The sequence below is a fragment of the Arthrobacter agilis genome (assembly GCF_030816075.1).
In the GTDB taxonomy this organism is placed as follows: domain Bacteria; phylum Actinomycetota; class Actinomycetes; order Actinomycetales; family Micrococcaceae; genus Arthrobacter_D; species Arthrobacter_D agilis_E.
Genome location: NZ_JAUSXO010000001.1, coordinates 1,910,538 through 1,925,360, shown reverse-complemented (window position 1 = coordinate 1,925,360; position 14,823 = coordinate 1,910,538). Strand labels below are relative to the sequence as shown.

Annotated in this window: 23 protein-coding genes and 1 tRNA gene; 11 read left to right on the top strand and 13 right to left on the bottom strand. The window is 66.8% G+C overall.

The genetic code is table 11. The features are described from left to right. Window positions 1-95 precede the first annotated feature (95 nt). The 10 genes from QFZ50_RS08925 to QFZ50_RS08880 form a co-directional block, all read right to left on the bottom strand. Complete coding sequence (locus QFZ50_RS08925) at window positions 96-1,670, bottom strand: AAA family ATPase (RefSeq protein WP_307083486.1); 1,575 nt, start codon at window positions 1,668-1,670, stop codon at window positions 96-98. 52 nt (window positions 1,671-1,722) lie between these two features. Next, window positions 1,723-2,475: a DNA-methyltransferase gene (locus QFZ50_RS08920; protein ID WP_307083485.1), complete on the bottom strand. Its 753-nt coding sequence runs from the start codon at window positions 2,473-2,475 to the stop codon at window positions 1,723-1,725. Beyond that, the gene (locus QFZ50_RS08915; RefSeq protein WP_307083484.1) at window positions 2,472-3,710 is read right to left on the bottom strand and encodes a DNA cytosine methyltransferase; all 1,239 of its coding nucleotides are present in this window, start codon (window positions 3,708-3,710) and stop codon (window positions 2,472-2,474) included. Before QFZ50_RS08915 ends, QFZ50_RS08920 begins: the two co-directional genes overlap by 4 nt. Further along, window positions 3,707-4,297 (bottom strand): bifunctional DNA primase/polymerase, encoded by a 591-nt coding sequence (locus tag QFZ50_RS08910; protein WP_307083483.1) that lies wholly within the window; start codon window positions 4,295-4,297, stop codon window positions 3,707-3,709. The genes QFZ50_RS08915 and QFZ50_RS08910 overlap by 4 nt, the downstream gene beginning before the upstream one ends. 154 nt (window positions 4,298-4,451) lie before the next feature. After that, window positions 4,452-4,886, bottom strand: coding sequence for a hypothetical protein (locus tag QFZ50_RS08905; RefSeq protein ID WP_307083482.1), 435 nt, complete (start codon window positions 4,884-4,886; stop codon window positions 4,452-4,454). 44 nt (window positions 4,887-4,930) lie between these two features. Then, window positions 4,931-5,923 (bottom strand): hypothetical protein, encoded by a 993-nt coding sequence (locus QFZ50_RS08900; RefSeq protein ID WP_307083481.1) that lies wholly within the window; start codon window positions 5,921-5,923, stop codon window positions 4,931-4,933. A 67-nt stretch (window positions 5,924-5,990) separates the two neighbouring features. After that, on the bottom strand, window positions 5,991-6,179 hold the full coding sequence (locus QFZ50_RS08895) for a hypothetical protein (RefSeq protein ID WP_307083480.1): 189 nt from the start codon (window positions 6,177-6,179) through the stop codon (window positions 5,991-5,993). After that, on the bottom strand, window positions 6,176-6,394 hold the full coding sequence (locus tag QFZ50_RS08890) for a hypothetical protein (protein WP_307083479.1): 219 nt from the start codon (window positions 6,392-6,394) through the stop codon (window positions 6,176-6,178). Before QFZ50_RS08890 ends, QFZ50_RS08895 begins: the two co-directional genes overlap by 4 nt. Beyond that, complete coding sequence (locus QFZ50_RS08885; protein ID WP_307083478.1) at window positions 6,391-6,684, bottom strand: hypothetical protein; 294 nt, start codon at window positions 6,682-6,684, stop codon at window positions 6,391-6,393. The genes QFZ50_RS08890 and QFZ50_RS08885 overlap by 4 nt, the downstream gene beginning before the upstream one ends. 71 nt (window positions 6,685-6,755) lie before the next feature. Further along, entirely contained in the window at window positions 6,756-7,028 is a 273-nt protein-coding gene (locus tag QFZ50_RS08880; protein ID WP_307083477.1) for a hypothetical protein, read from the bottom strand. A gap of 118 nt (window positions 7,029-7,146) precedes the next feature. Between QFZ50_RS08880 and QFZ50_RS08875 the strand changes: the two genes are divergently transcribed. From QFZ50_RS08875 to QFZ50_RS08840, 8 genes are all read left to right on the top strand, one after another. Continuing rightward, complete coding sequence (locus QFZ50_RS08875; RefSeq protein ID WP_307083475.1) at window positions 7,147-7,521, top strand: helix-turn-helix domain-containing protein; 375 nt, start codon at window positions 7,147-7,149, stop codon at window positions 7,519-7,521. A 10-nt stretch (window positions 7,522-7,531) separates the two neighbouring features. Then, window positions 7,532-7,906 (top strand): ImmA/IrrE family metallo-endopeptidase, encoded by a 375-nt coding sequence (locus QFZ50_RS08870; RefSeq protein WP_307083474.1) that lies wholly within the window; start codon window positions 7,532-7,534, stop codon window positions 7,904-7,906. After that, window positions 7,906-9,027: a site-specific integrase gene (locus tag QFZ50_RS08865; RefSeq protein WP_307083472.1), complete on the top strand. Its 1,122-nt coding sequence runs from the start codon at window positions 7,906-7,908 to the stop codon at window positions 9,025-9,027. The genes QFZ50_RS08870 and QFZ50_RS08865 overlap by 1 nt, the downstream gene beginning before the upstream one ends. A 150-nt stretch (window positions 9,028-9,177) precedes the next feature. Then, entirely contained in the window at window positions 9,178-9,702 is a 525-nt protein-coding gene (locus QFZ50_RS08860) for a hypothetical protein (protein ID WP_307083471.1), read from the top strand. Further along, a complete protein-coding gene (locus QFZ50_RS08855) occupies window positions 9,699-9,860 on the top strand; it encodes a hypothetical protein (RefSeq protein WP_307083470.1) in 162 nt (53 codons plus the stop codon). Before QFZ50_RS08860 ends, QFZ50_RS08855 begins: the two co-directional genes overlap by 4 nt. Then, window positions 9,857-10,078, top strand: a complete 222-nt coding sequence (locus QFZ50_RS08850) for a hypothetical protein (RefSeq protein ID WP_307083468.1) — start codon at window positions 9,857-9,859, stop codon at window positions 10,076-10,078. Before QFZ50_RS08855 ends, QFZ50_RS08850 begins: the two co-directional genes overlap by 4 nt. Continuing rightward, window positions 10,075-10,371, top strand: a complete 297-nt coding sequence (locus tag QFZ50_RS08845; protein ID WP_307083467.1) for a hypothetical protein — start codon at window positions 10,075-10,077, stop codon at window positions 10,369-10,371. The genes QFZ50_RS08850 and QFZ50_RS08845 overlap by 4 nt, the downstream gene beginning before the upstream one ends. Window positions 10,372-10,548: 177 nt before the next feature. After that, the gene (locus QFZ50_RS08840; protein ID WP_307083465.1) at window positions 10,549-10,812 is read left to right on the top strand and encodes a hypothetical protein; all 264 of its coding nucleotides are present in this window, start codon (window positions 10,549-10,551) and stop codon (window positions 10,810-10,812) included. 285 nt (window positions 10,813-11,097) lie between these two features. Here the strand turns inward: QFZ50_RS08840 and QFZ50_RS08835 are convergent, their stop codons facing one another. Continuing rightward, window positions 11,098-11,325, bottom strand: a complete 228-nt coding sequence (locus tag QFZ50_RS08835) for a hypothetical protein (RefSeq protein WP_307083464.1) — start codon at window positions 11,323-11,325, stop codon at window positions 11,098-11,100. Between the two features lie 272 nt (window positions 11,326-11,597). Here QFZ50_RS08835 and QFZ50_RS08830 point away from each other — a divergent pair, with 272 nt between their 5' ends. Continuing rightward, a complete protein-coding gene (locus QFZ50_RS08830) occupies window positions 11,598-11,855 on the top strand; it encodes a helix-turn-helix domain-containing protein (protein WP_307083462.1) in 258 nt (85 codons plus the stop codon). Between the two features lie 64 nt (window positions 11,856-11,919). Continuing rightward, window positions 11,920-12,153 carry a hypothetical protein gene (locus QFZ50_RS08825; RefSeq protein WP_307083460.1) on the top strand — a complete coding sequence of 78 codons (234 nt, stop codon included), beginning with the start codon at window positions 11,920-11,922 and terminating at the stop codon, window positions 12,151-12,153. A 167-nt stretch (window positions 12,154-12,320) separates the two neighbouring features. On the opposite strand, the gene QFZ50_RS08820 is transcribed toward QFZ50_RS08825, so the two are convergent. Both QFZ50_RS08820 and QFZ50_RS08815 read right to left on the bottom strand, forming a co-directional pair. Further along, window positions 12,321-12,393, bottom strand: a tRNA-Lys gene (locus tag QFZ50_RS08820). 117 nt (window positions 12,394-12,510) lie between these two features. Next, on the bottom strand, window positions 12,511-13,650 hold the full coding sequence (locus tag QFZ50_RS08815; RefSeq protein ID WP_307083458.1) for a PQQ-dependent sugar dehydrogenase: 1,140 nt from the start codon (window positions 13,648-13,650) through the stop codon (window positions 12,511-12,513). A 106-nt stretch (window positions 13,651-13,756) separates the two neighbouring features. On the opposite strand from QFZ50_RS08815, the gene QFZ50_RS08810 reads away from it, so the two are divergent. After that, window positions 13,757-14,722, top strand: a complete 966-nt coding sequence (locus tag QFZ50_RS08810; RefSeq protein WP_307083456.1) for a 2-hydroxyacid dehydrogenase — start codon at window positions 13,757-13,759, stop codon at window positions 14,720-14,722. The last annotated feature ends 101 nt before the right edge of the window (window positions 14,723-14,823 follow it).

The following is a 14,823-nucleotide window of genomic DNA, read 5'->3' as shown; positions in this document are numbered from 1 at the left end:
ACCTCCTCCTAACCTCCTCCTGACCTCCTCCGACCTCCTCCCGCCCCTAGATGTAGGGGAAGAGGTAGTGGGTGCGGGCGCTGAGAACGGGTTGTTCATGCTGGAGCCCCTAGAACGGTCACTCCGAGGGGCAGGTAGATGTACCCCTTGCCCGGCCCGGAGGGGGCGATCTCGGTGACCTTGTGCTCGAACACGGCGGCGTCAATGTGCCCTTGGAGGGACTCTTCCTTGCCCTTGTAGCCGGAGGCCCGGAGCGCCCCGTAGATCGCTGCACGCGAGCAGCCGGGGTTGTTCTGCACGTGTCCGACGACGACCTGGGCGCCGCGCTTCGTCTTCTCCCAGGCACGGTCGCCGCCGCCGATGGTCTGCCAGCGGGTCTCCTCGTCGTACGAGAGCATCTGCTCCTCGACGTCGACGTCACGGCCGGTCGCACGGAAGTACCGGATGTCGGCTTCGTCCTTGGTGAGGAACCAGCGGACGTCGGCCCAGTCGTCCAGGCGGGTGGCGCCGCGGGCCCTTTCTTCGCCCTGCTCGGCTTTCTCCCTGCCTGTGTGGGTGGGGAGGATGAGGTTCTGGACGCCGGCCCGGTTCTTGATGACGTCGAGGGTGTCGAGGAACCTGCCGACCTCGGTGTTGTCGTTCTCCGAGACACCGGTGAAGGCTCGGGCGAAGGGGTCCACGATCCAGTTCGTGATCTCGTGCTCGGCGAGCCATCCGACGATCCAGTCCTCGACGTATTTGACGGTGACGGGCATGCGGAAGCCGCGGAGGTTGAGCAGGGACACCATGTCGGTGTTGTCGACGTTGAGCTCCCGCAACCACTTCCGGTAGAGCCGGTCGTCGACCTCGTAGTTGAAGATCGCGGTGCGGCCGCTGTCGGGGTGCACCGCGTACTTGCCGAGGAAGTCGATCTGGTCGGCGAAAGACTTGGCGAGGTTGTTGATGGTGGTGGACTTGCCGGTCTTGAACTGCGCGGTAAGCAGGACGTTGCCGCCCATGGGAAGCAGCTGGTCGACGGCGTAGTCCAGCGGCGGATCCGCGATGAGGAGTTCCGCGGTGAGTGTGGGCCTCGAGGGTGGGACACGGAAGCTCTTGAGGTTCTCCTCGGCGTCGAGGATCTGCCGCGCTTCCCTGCGTGCCCGTTCCCGTTCGACTTCTTGCTGTACTGCCTGGTGGCGTTGGAGTTGGAGGAGGTAGGCGCGGTCGGCGTCGGTGAGGTCCCCGTCGCCTTGGACGCGTTCCTCGAGCCCTGCTGGCTTCTCGGCGATCGTGGGTGCGGTGATGGTGGTCGTCTCGGGGAGGAGCATGGGCGGTGGTGCCTGGCGGGGGTGTTCTGCTCCTGCGCCGAGTCCGGAGTTGAGGGTGGCGGTGATTTCGTCGCGGGGGAGCCCGCAGCCGAGGGCGGCTTGGGTGAGTTGGTCGTGGACGGTTTGGTGGGGGAGTTCGCCGCCGGCGACGAGTTGGGAGAGGCTGAATGCGGCCCGGTTGAGGGCGTGGTTGCGGGTGCCTTCGGGGGCGGTGGTGACGTTCGCGCATTCGCGGTTGAGTGCGGCGAGGGCGTAGGGGGTCGCCCCGTCGAGGGTGAGGAGTTGGTGGACGGTCGCTGCGGGTTGCCCGTCATCGCCGACCGGGTCCCCGTACTTCTGCTTGACGCTCTTGAGGAAGCTCACGATGCCTCCTTTCTGGGTTCGGTGATTCTATATGGAATGAGCGAGGGCAGAGCTATACAGCTGCGTCGAAGGTCAGTTCGGCCTGCGTGAAGCGCTGAGCGGCCGCTTCGCAGTAGTCCTCGCGGCCTTCGATGAGGATCGCCCTCCGGCCCGACATGCGGGCCGCCATCCCGGTTGAGCCGGAGCCTGCGGTGGGATCGAGGACTATCCCGCCGGGTGGGCAGGAGTAGCGGATGATCGGGTCGAGGATGCCGAGGGGCTTCTCGGTTGGGTGGATTGCTTTGCCGTGCATCGACCGCACCTGGAGGACCGAGCGGACGAGCCGGGGCCCTCCATCCTCTGAGGTGTAGCTGCTGGCCTCGATGTTTCCGGTGTGGGTTGGTCGCGTCTTCCGGCGGACGGTGCGCGCCCGGGCGTCGTTGGTGTACTGCGGGTCTTTGTAGACGTCGCCCCACGATCCCCGGTACCAGTGCAGGGCGATCTCGTGGACGCGCTTAAATCGGTCGGCGTGGAAGCCGGACCCGTTGTGTTTCTCCCAGATCAGCTCCTGCCCGTACGTCCACGCGGCGAAGTCACTCCGGCGGTCAAGGTGCATTCGCATTGAGCCGAAGCACCACAGCGACGCGTCGTCCGGCAGGGCGCCCTGGACAGCTTGCACCCACCCTTCGGGCCAGTGATCCCACTCCAACGACGTGTCACCGTACGGAGGGTCAGCGAGGACCATGTCGGCACTCATGCCGGGCAGGACGTCGCGGCAATCGCCGAGGTACAGCTCGATCGACTCGTCCTGGTAGTAGGGCTTCATGCTGAAACTGCCAGTGACTCGGAGACGATTCCGACGAGGTCCCGGGCCGCCGGAGGGGTGACAGCGTTGCCTGCCTGCATGGTGCGTTCCTTCATCGTGCCGAGGATCGTGTAGTCCCGCGGGAATGCCATGCCCCAGGACTGCTCGTGGGGCTGGATCATTCGCATGAGCGCTTCGGTGACTTCGGGGCTGTCGTACTCCACGAGGGAGTGGTGGTTGCCGCCGGCGGCGAACGTGTCGTAAGGCATGGTGAGCGCGGGCTTGGCCTTGCCATTGCGGCGGAGCGGGACGATCAGGGCGTGCCGGTCGCGGGTGGTGAAGGTCGAGTACGGCTGCGCGGTCGTGGCCGGGCTCGACTTCCCGTAGTACGTGATGAGCAGGTTGTCTGCTGCTGGGTAGCGGTTCAGCCCGTCAACGATCCGGCCGAGCGTCTTCTCGGCGAGAGGCTTCGCCCTGTCTCCGATGCGCTTCCCCGTGAGCGTCCAGTCGATGGCTGTTGCCGCTGCCTCGACTGCAGGCTCGATGATCTCGTTGCGGCACTCCACCCGTGGGCACCGCCAGTGATATTGGGTGCGGTACTTCCCCCACTTCTGCCCCTTGAACGCCTGCAGCGCCTGCACCCGGCCGTGCTTCGAGCACTCCGCGTAGGGGCGGAGCTTGTCGAAGTCCGGGCGCTGGTTGCCCTTCTTCCAGAAGACGACGTACATGCGGTCGCGGGACTGCGGGGCGCCCTTGCCGAACGCCTGAGCGTGCATCGAGTTCATGTACACCTGGTGGTGCTCGTACCCAAGGGTCTCCATCGCGTACAGCCACGCGGGGAAGGGCCCCCACTTACCCGCCTCGACGACGTTCTCGGTCATGATCGCCTGGTAGCCGTGCTGCTCGGCGAACCGGGGCACGTCCCACATTGTCGCGCGCGACCGCTCGGCGGCCTCATCGGGCAGCCCGTCGGTGAACAGCGGCGAGTCGTTCGTGGCGCGCTTCTTGCCCTTGGCGTTCGAGTGGTTGGTGCACTCCGGAGACGCCCACAGCAGGTCCGTCTTCGGGGTGTACCGGGGGTCGATGTGCTGGACGTCGGCGCACGCGTGGTCGGCGGTCGGGTGGTTGTGCTGGTGAGTCTCGATGGCACGTGCCCAGTGGTTGAGCGCGAGCTTCACTGTGATCCCCGGGTTCATGATCGCCCCGGTGGAGGATCCGCCGGCGCCGCAGAACATGTCGGTGAGGGTGAGGGTCATCGTGTCTCCTGGCTGGCTTCGAGGGTGAGGGGCTGCTGCCAGCGGTAGACGGCGCCGTTAGTGAGCCGTGAGGGTGGGGCGAGGACGTACCCGCCCTGCCCGCGGTAGTCGATGCCGGGGAGGAGGCTGGTGGTGTTCCCGTCGCCGGTGGGTCGGATGTAGACGTGGATGCCTCGGGGTGTGTTGGCGCGGCCGATGATTTCGGGGACGTCGCCGCCTGCGCGGAGTTTTGCGTAGGACTCGTAGCCGGGCTGCCCGTCGACGTCGATGACGTCGAAGAGGGCGCCGGTGGGGAGGCCGATGTTCGCGGGCGGTGTGGCGGTCCACCACGCCCGGATCTGGTCCGCGTCGAGGGTGGCGTCCTTGAAGCCGTGCTGGGTGAGGGGCCGCTTCTCGCCTGGGCGGACGGGGAAGACGGCGATCCCGGTGGACGCGTACCAGAGGGCTGCGTTGAGGAGCGCGTCGGGGGCGTTGAGGCGTGCCTCCCGTGCTTCCTGTTCGGCGTCGATCTGGCCCTCGAGGAGCAGCGCCCGTTCGAGGTCGTTGGCGTTCAACGCTTCCTGGTAGTCCTGTTCGATGGTTCCCACGTGTGTCTCCTGAACTGTCGGGGTGATCGCTTGTGCTTGGTGCCGCCATTGGCGGGGGTTGAGCGGGTAGTTGGTGTGCATGGGGTCTCCTGAGGTGTGGTGCCCGCCCACGGCTCGAACGTGGGCGCCTGCCGGCCGGGCTGGTCGTGCTGGTCTAGAAGGGGGGCTGCCCTCCCGTGTTGGTTGCCGGCGCCTGCTGGGGGGCGGGGGGCTGCAGCTGTCCGCTGGCCTGCTGGTTGATGTAGGCGACACCGACCTCGATGTCCGCGGCCGTCGCTTCCGCGAGGAGCCACGGCGCGGACTGGCCGAGCTTGGCCTGCCCCTGGCCGAGCCGTCCGAGGACCTTCTCGCCGATCTTCGGGCGGAGCTGGTTTGCCAGGACCTTCGGGAAGACGAGGCAGTCGTCGTACCGGTCGCCGGCGCTGGGCCCGTCCAGCACGACGATGTTGGAGCGGACGACATCGGACTCGCCGTAGTTGGAGGTGACCTTCTCGGAGTTCAAGGGCTCGATGTACAGCAGCGCCCCGTTGACGGTCTTCCAGTCGATGCCGGAGGTGGTGGCGGGTGCTGCGAACGGTGATGCGGTCATGTTCTTGTTCTCTTCCTGTTGCTGTTTCTCGGTGAGTGGTGAGGTCAGGCTGCGAGCTGCTGCTTGCGTGCCTTCGCGGCCTCGGTGTGCAGGGCGTCCCAGATGGTCTGGTTGTCCTGCCACAACTTGGTGAGCTCGTCGGCGGTGGCGGCGACGGTGATCGCGTTGACGAGGGCCGCACCGACGGTGACGGCGTGCTCCTCTTCGGCGGTGTGGTCCGGGGCGGGGGTCTGGTCCACGAGCGGCCAGGTGAGGTTCTTCGTGGACCGCAGTGAGTGCACGGCCTTCGCCGTCTTCATGGCGTCCCACCCCTTGGCGATGTCCACCCACACCAGCCGGCACGTCCCCGTTCCGGCAGGCAGGTGGATGATCAGGGCCCGCTCGAGGTCGACGTTGAGGGGTTCGCGGGTGTTGGTGGTGTGGTCGTAGCGGACGCTGCGGGCGTAGGTGGCGAGCTGCGCGGCGATGGTGAGGGCGGCGAGGTCGATGTTGCCGGTCTTCACGTCCGCGATGTAGTCGCGGCCCTGGTAGCGGACGCGACGGTCCAGGGTCCCGCCGACGTGGAGCTCGTCCTGCACCACGAACTCCTCGATCGTGAGGACCTCGAGGTCGGCGGTCGCTTCCCGGTACGCGGCGAGGTCGGGGATGTAGGCGAGGGGTACGTTGCGGGGTTCCTCGCCCCGGTCGATGGTCTCGGTGAGCTTGTGGATGGCCGTGCCGAGGGTCGCTTTCGCGGAGACGCCGGCGGCCTCGAGGGCTTCCTGCAGGGTGGCGTTGAGTGCCTTCTTGCCCTCGGGCGCTTCGGGATCCTCGACGGCGGCGACGGCCATCTGCAGGTCGGGCCGGGCGAGGAGGCCGAGGGCTGCGAGGCGGAGCTTCCAGTTGGTGAGGTTGGTGGTGTCATCGATGCACTTCGCCATGGTGGTGCAGCGGGTGTAGGGGATGGGTTTCCCGCCGTCGGCGGGGGTGACGAGGGGCCGCTGCCAGCGGTCCCGGGGGATGGGCTGCACGGCCTGGGCGAATGGTGTGGTGGTCATGGTGCGGTTCTCCTGAATGGATCATCCTATTTGGAATGCTCGTGGGCATGGGGGAGCGGTGCTCCGATTATGCGGGGTGCCTCTGACGTTCGATGGCCTGGTCTTCGCGCCATTCGTCGGCGCGGGCGTCGTAGTCGTCCGGCGCCTCGGCGTCCGTGTCGGGGTTGTCTTCGAGGTGGCGGTCGAGGTGGCTCGCGAAGGGTGCGGCGAGGATCAGCATGACGAGGAGGAGCAGGTACACGCTGTCCGGGATCACGATTTGCCCTGGGCAAGCACGGCGAGCGTCGCCGCGTCCTGCTTGTTGATCATCTCGCGGTACAAGTCATCGGGGTTCTGCCCCAGCTGCTGAATGACCTTCACGGCGTAGAAGCCGTACCCCTTGGGGAACTCGACCTTGATCGAGATGGGAATCTGAATGTCCTCGGTGGTTGTGGCGGTGATGGTCAGGTCCAGGTTGTCCTTGGCGCTCATGATGTCTCCTTGAGGTTGTCGAGGGCGGTTGCTGCCCGGGCCCGCCACACGTTGGTGAGCGCGTTGATGAAGTCCTCGCAGTCCTTGTCGGTGAGGGTGAGGAGTAGGTCGCCGTCCGTCGAGACGACTTCGATGTGGTTGTCGCCCGATGTGATGACTTCGCGGATCTCGGCGGTGAGGCCTTCGCTGGTGAGGTTGAGGGTTTCGAGAGTGACCGCGACCGGCATCGCTGGCCTAGGTGCGGTGGCGTCGAGCCGCTTGCAGGCGGCTTCGAGGGGATCAGCTAACATGATGGTGAACTCCTTGAGAGAGGGTTTCTAGGGCCGTCCCCCACCTGCCAGTGGGAGACGGCCAATTTCGTTTAGACGCAGATGCTGTGGAAGCGGGCCAGGTCTTCGATCTGGCGTGGAGACCGACCAACTGCCCGGCAAAGGTCCATGTATTCGTCCAGCTTCGGGATGTACTCGCACCGCCGAATCCGGGCGATCTTCTGCACATCCCACCCGGTGAGAGCACTGAGCCCTGCGGGTTTGAGATCTTGCCGGCCTGCTTCGGCGAACACCTCCTTGATCAGTTCGTAGGGAGTGGGTCCGGGGTCCACTTCGGGCATTTCCTGATGGTGTGTGATACCCATGACACCGAAGCTAGTCTGAATAGAATGATTAAGTCAAGTAGTGAGTGCTTTGATCCAAGTGGAGCGGCTAGGTATGTCGAGTATGGATAAACCATTCAGAATCTGATAGCTTCATGCCATGGCACTCGGAAAGAACATGGAACCCAGCGACCTCACCAAGAGAGTCGCAGCTGTCATCCGCGCCCAAATGGCATACAAGGACATCAGCCAGGCAGAGCTGGTCCGCGCAACCGGGCTCTCTCAGCCCACTGTCTCGCGCCTCCTGAAAGGCGAGCGGGCCATGGACCTCGAGCAGATGAACCTCATTTGCTCCGCCCTGCGCATCTCAGTCGCCGGCGTCCTCGAGCAAGCCGAAGAGCACCTCCGCAACCAGGGGGCCACCGTCACCCAGCTGCGACCCACAGTGTCAGACGACGTCTCTAGCCTTGTCGAACGGTCTGCAGCGCGAAACGGCAAGGGGAACAAGCAGGAACATGGGGAAAGCTCTACCTGACATCGAATACATGCTCCTCCCGGGAGCATTGAACGGTCTCTACGACAAACAGACGCACACTATCTACATCGACCCGAGGCTCGACCCTCCCACCACGAGGGCCACCCTCGTCCACGAGCTCGTGCACGCCGAACGCGGAGACACCGCCTGCTGCGACGCCTGGTTCCACGCCAAGCAGGAACTCACCGTCGAACGAGCCGCAGCCATGAGGCTCATCAGCACCGACGACCTCATCGCCGGCGTCCGTGAAACCTGCGACGACCGGCACCTCGCCGCCTGGCTCGAGGTAGACCTCGACATGCTGAACACCCGCATCGGGATCCTCACCGCCGCGGAGCGAAGAGTCATTGAGGAAGAGGTGGACCGACTAGGAAGGACGGCGTGATGCGAGGTAGGCCCAGGCTCCCGGTCGGCGAGTACGGGAAGATCACCGTCGTCGGCGAGAAGCCGAAGTACGTGGCCCGCTGCTGGTTCCGCGACCTCGACGGCGTCGGCCGGTACGTCACCGCGCAAGGCCCAGCCAAGGCCTCCGCCGTCCAGGCGTTGAAGGACAAGGTGTCGCAGCGCCGGCTCATCGGGGGCGCCGAGATCCTCCCCGAAACACGCGTGTCCGTCCTCGCCGAAGCGTGGTTCACGACCCTCGACCAGTCCCAGGGCACGAAGGACACGTACCGGCACATCCTCGACCGGCACATCCTCAAGCAGCTGGGGAATCTGCAGATCCGTGAAGCGACCACGGCACGCCTCGACACGTTCCTCCGCGACGCCGCGAAGAAGGGCCCCAGTGTGGGGAAGTCCTGCCGCGTCGTCCTGTCCATGATGTTCGGCCTCGCCTCCCGGTACGACGCCGTGCCGGCGAACCCGGTGACGGACACGAAGCTTGCCCGTGTGGAGCGGAAGAAGGTCACCGCCCTGTCGGTGGCGGAGGTGGGGGAGTTGCGCCGCGACGTCGCCGCGTGGGCCGCCCAGCGAGCCTCCCGGGCGGTGATGCTTGACGTCGTGGACCTGTTCGTCGCCACCGGGCTGCGGCCGGGCGAGCTCCTTGGGATCCGCTTCGCCGACGTCGACCTCCGCAACGGCACCCTCAGCGTCACCGGGACCGTGAAGCGGGACAGCGTCAGTGGGCTGCACCGTCAGCCGTACCCGAAGACCGAGTCCGGGGTCCGGACCCTCGCCCTGCCCGACTTCGCCGTGTCCATGCTCCGCCGGCGGAAGCTGGCCGGCACCTCCGACCTGGTGTTCCCCGCCCGTGATGGTGGGCCGTGGGAGCCGTCGAACTTCCGGCGCATGTGGCGTGAGGTGCGGGGCGAGAAGTGGGAGCACGTCGAACCACGAGCGTTCCGCAAGGCCGTCGCCACGCTGATCGAGCGCGAGTCCGGGTCCCTAGTCGCATCGCAGCAGCTCGGACACTCATCCGACGCTGTCACCCGGAAGCACTACATCGAGGCGAACCACGTCGCGCCCGACAGCCGCGGGGCGCTCGAGCAGTTCCGCGCCGCCGAGTAGGATCTCGAAGATTCCCGGCCTGAGCTAGTGACGCCATCCATTCAGTATGGGATGATCTATTCACAGGGGAATCACCCCGGACAAAGCGAAACCCGACAGCCGGCGAGAGCTAGTCGGGTTTCTACCGCTCAACGTTGAAGGAGAAGCGGCATGGAAAACACTACCAGCACATCGGCCCTAGACGTGATTCGGGCCCGCGCTGACGCTGCCACCGAAGGGCCGTGGGAAGTCGAGCCAGGATCGGTCAGCGCCGACTTCCTAGACTTCAAGCCGAGCAGCGTCTTTGTAGGCGGCGGGGTTGACCCTTTTGGCGAGGCAAACAACGACTACGTTCTCAGCTACAACGTCACTGACGAGGACGCTGAGTTCATCGCTCATGCCCGCACGGATGTCCCGAAGCTGGTATCCGCCCTCGAGGCCGTGCTGGCAGAGCACCGAAAGGTGAGCATCTACGACGAGTGCGAATGCCCCGACGGCACCCATCCCGAGGACTACGACTACATCGATTGCCAGGACTATGCGGGCTGCCACAACAGCATCACGGGCATCGGGTGCGAGGAGTGCTGCGTACATGGGGACTATTTGACCGAGGCCTGCGGTGAGAGTCACAGCCACACCACGGATGCCACGCAGCGGTGCGCGACCGTCAAGGCCATCACGGAGGCCCTCGCATGAGCCCCCGCCCCGCGAAGGATCCCCGCGTCCACGTGGCGGCACGCGCCCTAGCCGAAGCCATGGGGACACCCCTGGACTGGAAGCTGTTCCAGTCGGAAGCCCGGGCGGTCCTCGAAGCCGCCGACACCGTCGACCCACTCCGAGAGAAGGCAGCATGAACCGGAAAGAGATCACCGAAGCCCGTGCGAAGGCGGTCCAGTTCATCCTCGATAGTGATGCCGCGATCGGCCGACTCGACCGGGAGTTGAAGGAGCGGAGTTGGGGCGACGGGAAACCCAAGGCGTCCGACCACTCCTACGGCTCACCTGAGACGGGCCAGCTGCGCCGCACATCCCTCGACCTGACCCGCGCACTCGCCCGGATGAGGCGGCCATGAGCGCCAAGCAGGAGGCCACCTACCACGGGGCGGACATCGTGACCCGGCTCCGCCTGTACGGCCCCGAGTCCGACTACGACGGGGTGATGAGCGAAGCAGCCAACGAGATCGAAGAGCTGCGAGCCAAGCTTGCTTGGGTCAGCACAGACGACGGTGTGTCAGCAGTTCAGGAAGAGCTCGCGGCGTGGGAAATCCTTGAATATGCCCCGGCGGACGAGATCAGGGCGGCCGCCTCGGCAGCGATGAAGGCACTGATCGACGCCAACCCCCACGGCCGGTTCGCCGATGTCTAGCGGGGCCCCGAAGTTCATCGACGTCACCGGCTTCCCCGATGAGGGCGAGCACGTCCCACCCACTGCCAGGGCAGCAGCCCTCCTCGTAGCGCAGGGCTGGACCGCGCCGAAACCGATCCCCGCTGACAACCGAGAGATCGGCTTTGTCTGCTACACCCGCGACCTAGGGGACTACGTATGATCCGCACCGAATCAGTGGACCTACACCAAGCCAACACGGGGCACCTGATCCTGGCCATGAGCCACAGCGGAGAGACGAAGGCCTTCGAGAAGATTGGTGACGACGAGTGGCAGAAGATGGGCGCCGGCATCAACTACTCCGACGCCGGGGTTCGAGCTTGGGCTCATGACTGGTGCGACCTAGTGCAACGCGGGCCCCTCAATGTTCCTTCTGATATTGCGGTCGAAAGGCTGAGGCAGAAGCTGGGGGGCTCGTCGTGATCCGCTTATGGGAGGAGATCCAACTCCTCAAACCCCTCACCTACCTCGCATGGGCGCCCATCCTCTGGGCACTCGACCGCATCAAGCCCGAAGGAGAGACGGGCACCTAACGAGCTCAGGGGCAAGCATTACGGTGCATCCGGAAGTGACTCTACGGATGGTAGGAAGCAGGGTCTAACGATTGGGAGACGCACTCGATTAGGTCACCGAGTGCCCGTAGCCTCAGGAAATCGCCCTGTATCTAGGGGTGCGGAGAACTAGCGAAGGTAGGCGCCAGTGGCACGGTCAGATCAGTTCGCCGTCCACGGGCTCGGTGAGGTCCGGGCCCGCGGATCCTTTACGGAGGCGTCGGAGGATCTCACCGACCAGTTCCTTGTCCGTAGCGCCGGCCAGCGAAGCCTGGGTGTCCATCGATTCGATGTCGCCCTGCTGCAGGAACCCTGCCGCGAGGAACGCCGGCACCACCGGTGCGTCGTAGGCCCGGCAGATCGCCACGATGGTCAAGGCCTTCACCTCGCCTGCCATCTGCCTGGTCAGTGTCGAGTGTCCCAACCCGGATCTGGCTGCAATGGCACGCCAGCTATCGCCGTCCGTGACGCGCTGCAGGTACTCCCGCAACGGCCGGTTACTCACCTCGTCGTGAGGGACTTCTGCATCACTAGGCAACAGGAACCCCACCAGTCACACGAGAGCCTCGGGCAACAATTCCCACTAGGCGTGGGGGCCGTTGCTCGCCACCGAAGGAGCGGTGCATACTTGCACCACAGCGTTCCAAGAATGCGACAGTGGAGGCAGTCATGGCGGAGCTCAGGATCAAACCCGGGCTACTCCAGCGCCTCCGCGAAATCCGCAACATCCCCAGTGAGGAGCACCAAGCCAGGCTGATGGGCGTGGACCGGTCAACCTTGCGCCGCGTGGACCGCGGCGCGACACCTTCCGGAGCGTTCATAGCAGCCCTCTGTGAGACGTTCGACTTGGGGATAGGGGAAGCCTTCGAGATCGTCTCCACCAGCACACCCCAGAAGAGCAAACATAACCCATGACTATCGGCGATGCCGGGAAGCAGTACCCATGGGGGGACAGCAGTACGTGAAAGGAATGGTCTCAGTGACGAGCACGCCAATGGTGAGCACGACAGCCCCGCATCCGGAGGGCTACAGCCAGGACGATGGGAACCCGAACGTGTGGTGGGGGACCAGCATCGAGCGGGACGAATACAACCTCCACCCGGCATGGACGCCCGAGGATGGGCATCGCCTGTTGGTCGAGGTGGGGGAGGTCACCAAGGAGGGGGCGAAAGCCATGGCAGCCGATCTGGCCGGGTGGTGCGGCCCGAGCTAAACGGCTGGGGGAGAGGGCGGTTCCGGGGATCCGGGACCGCCTTTTCTATGCCCTCGTGAACGAACGGATCACTATAAAACTTCGACTTAACTTAGAGTGAGTCGATCCGGAGGCAACAAAAAAGCGGTCCCACCAGGCGTTGTGCCTAGTGGGACCGCTATGTTGTGTGCACCCCCCGGGACTTGAACCCGGAACCCATTGATTAAGAGTCAATTGCTCTGCCAATTGAGCTAGAGGTGCGTGGCGTTTCGCCTCCCGATTTCACCCGGGCGGGTCATCCGCAACAGCATGAAACTCTACCAGCAGTTCTGCCGAAACATGAAACCGGCGACTCCACCCGGTCCCGCCACCGGTCCTTCACCCGTGCCCGTCCCTCCGGATCGTGAGGATCCTGGCACCACCGGACTCGTTGGTGGCCACGAGCAGGGAGCCGTCCGCGGCCGCCGCGACGTCGCGCAGACGCCCGAACTCCCCGTCGAAGTGACTGGCCGGTTCCCCCGCCGTGCCGCCACCGAGCGGGACCTGCCAGAGCCGCTCACCCCGCAGGCCGCCGATATAGGCGACGTCGTCCACGATCGCCATGCCGCTCGGTGAGGAGGCCGCCGTGGACGGCCACACCACCTGGGCGTCGATGTACCGGGGATCGCCGGGCGCCCCGGTGACCTCCGGCCAGCCGTAGTTCCCGCCGGGCGTCACGAGATTCAGTTCGTCGTCGACCTCCGGGCCGAACTCGGAGGCCCAGAGCCGCCCGGCGGAGTCCCAGGCGAGGCCCTGCACGTTGCGGTGCCCGAGGCTGTACACGGGCGAGCCGGGCACCGGGTTGTCCTCGGGGATCCCGCCGTCGGCCGTGATCCTCAGGATCTTCCCGCCGAGACTCGCCGGGTCCTGTGCGCGGTCGCGGACGGCGGCATCGCCCGTGCCGACGTAGAGGTGGCCGTCGGGCCCGACGGCGATCCGCCCGCCGTTGTGCGTCTCCGCCTTCGGGATGCCGGTGAGCACCGCCTCCGGCGCGCCGAGCCGTCCGCCGGCCCACGCCATCCGCACCACGCGGTTGTCAGTGGCCGAGGTGTAGTAGGCGTAGACGGCGTCGGGCTCCTCGGTCCCCGTGGCGGCGACGGCCAGTCCGAGCAGGCCTCCCTCGCCCGATGCGTCCGCCGCGTCGGGGATCCTGCCGACGACACCTGTGTCTGCGCCCTTCACGCGCCTGATCTCGCCCGTCTCCCGCTCGGACACGAGCAGGGAGCCGTCGCCCAGCACCACCACGGACCAGGGGACACCGAGCCCCGTGGCGGCGTCCTCACCGCGGGTGAGGCCGGGAAGCGCGGCCGGCGGCCGGTCCGTGGGCGCGGTCCCGCCGGGGGTCGCGGACCCGCCGGCGTACCGGGGGTCCGGTTCGCCGGCCGGCGTCGAGCAGCCGATCACGGCCAGCAGGATCGCTGCTGCCGGAGGAAGGGCCCGGGCCAGAAGGCGGGCGGGTCGCCGTCGGGCGGCTGACATGGTCCGACCCTAGGGCGGGGACCGGGGGGTGTCCACCCCTCCTGTCCGCCGGGGGAGCGGGACCGCCGGGCGGGCGCCGGGTCACGGGTGCCTCTAGGCTGGCGCCATGACGAACCCCACCCCCTCCGACACCCCGGTCCGTACCCTGAGCGTCCCCTCCGCCGACCTGCGCGATGCGCTCGCCGGCGCCTCCCCGGCCGTCGACGTGGTGCTCTGGGACTTCGAGACCCCGCCCGAGGGCTTCGACCCGGCCACGCTCGACGCCGCCGTCCTGCCCTACACGGGCCGCGCCCACCTCGACGGGGCGCTGGACGCCGCCCCGAACCTCCGGCTCGTCCAGACCCAGTCCACGGGCTACGACGGCGTCGCGGACCTCGTGGGACCGGACGTCGCCATCGCCACGGCCGCCGGCGTCCACGCCGCGGCGACCGCCGAACTCGCCGTCGGACTCGCCCTCGCCTCCCTGCGGGGGATCGACGACGCCGTCCGCCAGCAGGCCGAGGGCCGCTGGCACAGCGCCCGCTACCCGGGCCTCGCGGACCGGCGCGTGCTGCTCGTGGGCGTCGGCGGGATCGGGGAGGAGATCCGCAAGCGCCTCGTCACCTTCGAGGCGGACGTGACGCGGGTGGGCAGCGCCGCGCGCGACGACGAGCAGGGGCACGTGCACGGCAGCGACGAACTGGTGGAGCTCGCCCCGCACCACGACGTCGTCGTGGTGATCACACCCCTCACCGACGCTACGCGGGGGCTCATCGGCCGCGAGGTGCTCGCCGCCCTGCCGGACGGTGCCCTCGTGGTGAACGTGGCCCGCGGCGCCGTCGTGGACACCGAGGCGCTGACGCGCGAGGTCACGGCCGGACGGCTGAAGGCGGCGCTCGACGTGGTGGATCCCGAGCCGCTCCCCGCCGACCATCCGCTGTGGCGGGCTCCGGGCGTCCTCATCACCCCGCACGTGGGTGGCAACACGGGCGCGTTCCCGCCGCGGATCCTCGCCCTGCTCCGGCGCCAGATCGAGCGGTTGGGCCGCGGTGAGGAACCCGTCAACCTCGTGCGGCGCGGCCCCTGGGCGTAGCCGCCCGCCGGGGCGGGGCGGGAAGCCCCGACGTCCGTCGGAGCCGTCGCTCGTTGCCGCGGGCACTCGTCGCTGCCGGCACTCGTCGCTGCCGGCGCTCG

What these genes read in the sequence shown, in the direction of transcription:
- QFZ50_RS08920 (WP_307083485.1), bottom strand. Translation starts at nt 2,475, where the DNA reads ATGAAGCCCTACTACCAGGACGAGTCGATCGAGCTGTACCTCGGCGAT.
- QFZ50_RS08915 (WP_307083484.1), bottom strand. Translation starts at nt 3,710, where the DNA reads ATGACCCTCACCCTCACCGACATGTTCTGCGGCGCCGGCGGATCCTCC.
- QFZ50_RS08905 (WP_307083482.1), bottom strand. Translation starts at nt 4,886, where the DNA reads ATGACCGCATCACCGTTCGCAGCACCCGCCACCACCTCCGGCATCGAC.
- QFZ50_RS08900 (WP_307083481.1), bottom strand. Translation starts at nt 5,923, where the DNA reads ATGACCACCACACCATTCGCCCAGGCCGTGCAGCCCATCCCCCGGGAC.
- QFZ50_RS08890 (WP_307083479.1), bottom strand. Translation starts at nt 6,394, where the DNA reads ATGAGCGCCAAGGACAACCTGGACCTGACCATCACCGCCACAACCACC.
- QFZ50_RS08885 (WP_307083478.1), bottom strand. Translation starts at nt 6,684, where the DNA reads ATGTTAGCTGATCCCCTCGAAGCCGCCTGCAAGCGGCTCGACGCCACC.
- QFZ50_RS08880 (WP_307083477.1), bottom strand. Translation starts at nt 7,028, where the DNA reads ATGGGTATCACACACCATCAGGAAATGCCCGAAGTGGACCCCGGACCC.
- QFZ50_RS08875 (WP_307083475.1), top strand. Translation starts at nt 7,147, where the DNA reads ATGGCACTCGGAAAGAACATGGAACCCAGCGACCTCACCAAGAGAGTC.
- QFZ50_RS08870 (WP_307083474.1), top strand. Translation starts at nt 7,532, where the DNA reads ATGCTCCTCCCGGGAGCATTGAACGGTCTCTACGACAAACAGACGCAC.
- QFZ50_RS08865 (WP_307083472.1), top strand. Translation starts at nt 7,906, where the DNA reads ATGCGAGGTAGGCCCAGGCTCCCGGTCGGCGAGTACGGGAAGATCACC.
- QFZ50_RS08860 (WP_307083471.1), top strand. Translation starts at nt 9,178, where the DNA reads ATGGAAAACACTACCAGCACATCGGCCCTAGACGTGATTCGGGCCCGC.
- QFZ50_RS08855 (WP_307083470.1), top strand. Translation starts at nt 9,699, where the DNA reads ATGAGCCCCCGCCCCGCGAAGGATCCCCGCGTCCACGTGGCGGCACGC.
- QFZ50_RS08850 (WP_307083468.1), top strand. Translation starts at nt 9,857, where the DNA reads ATGAACCGGAAAGAGATCACCGAAGCCCGTGCGAAGGCGGTCCAGTTC.
- QFZ50_RS08845 (WP_307083467.1), top strand. Translation starts at nt 10,075, where the DNA reads ATGAGCGCCAAGCAGGAGGCCACCTACCACGGGGCGGACATCGTGACC.
- QFZ50_RS08840 (WP_307083465.1), top strand. Translation starts at nt 10,549, where the DNA reads ATGATCCGCACCGAATCAGTGGACCTACACCAAGCCAACACGGGGCAC.
- QFZ50_RS08815 (WP_307083458.1), bottom strand. Translation starts at nt 13,650, where the DNA reads ATGTCAGCCGCCCGACGGCGACCCGCCCGCCTTCTGGCCCGGGCCCTT.
- QFZ50_RS08810 (WP_307083456.1), top strand. Translation starts at nt 13,757, where the DNA reads ATGACGAACCCCACCCCCTCCGACACCCCGGTCCGTACCCTGAGCGTC.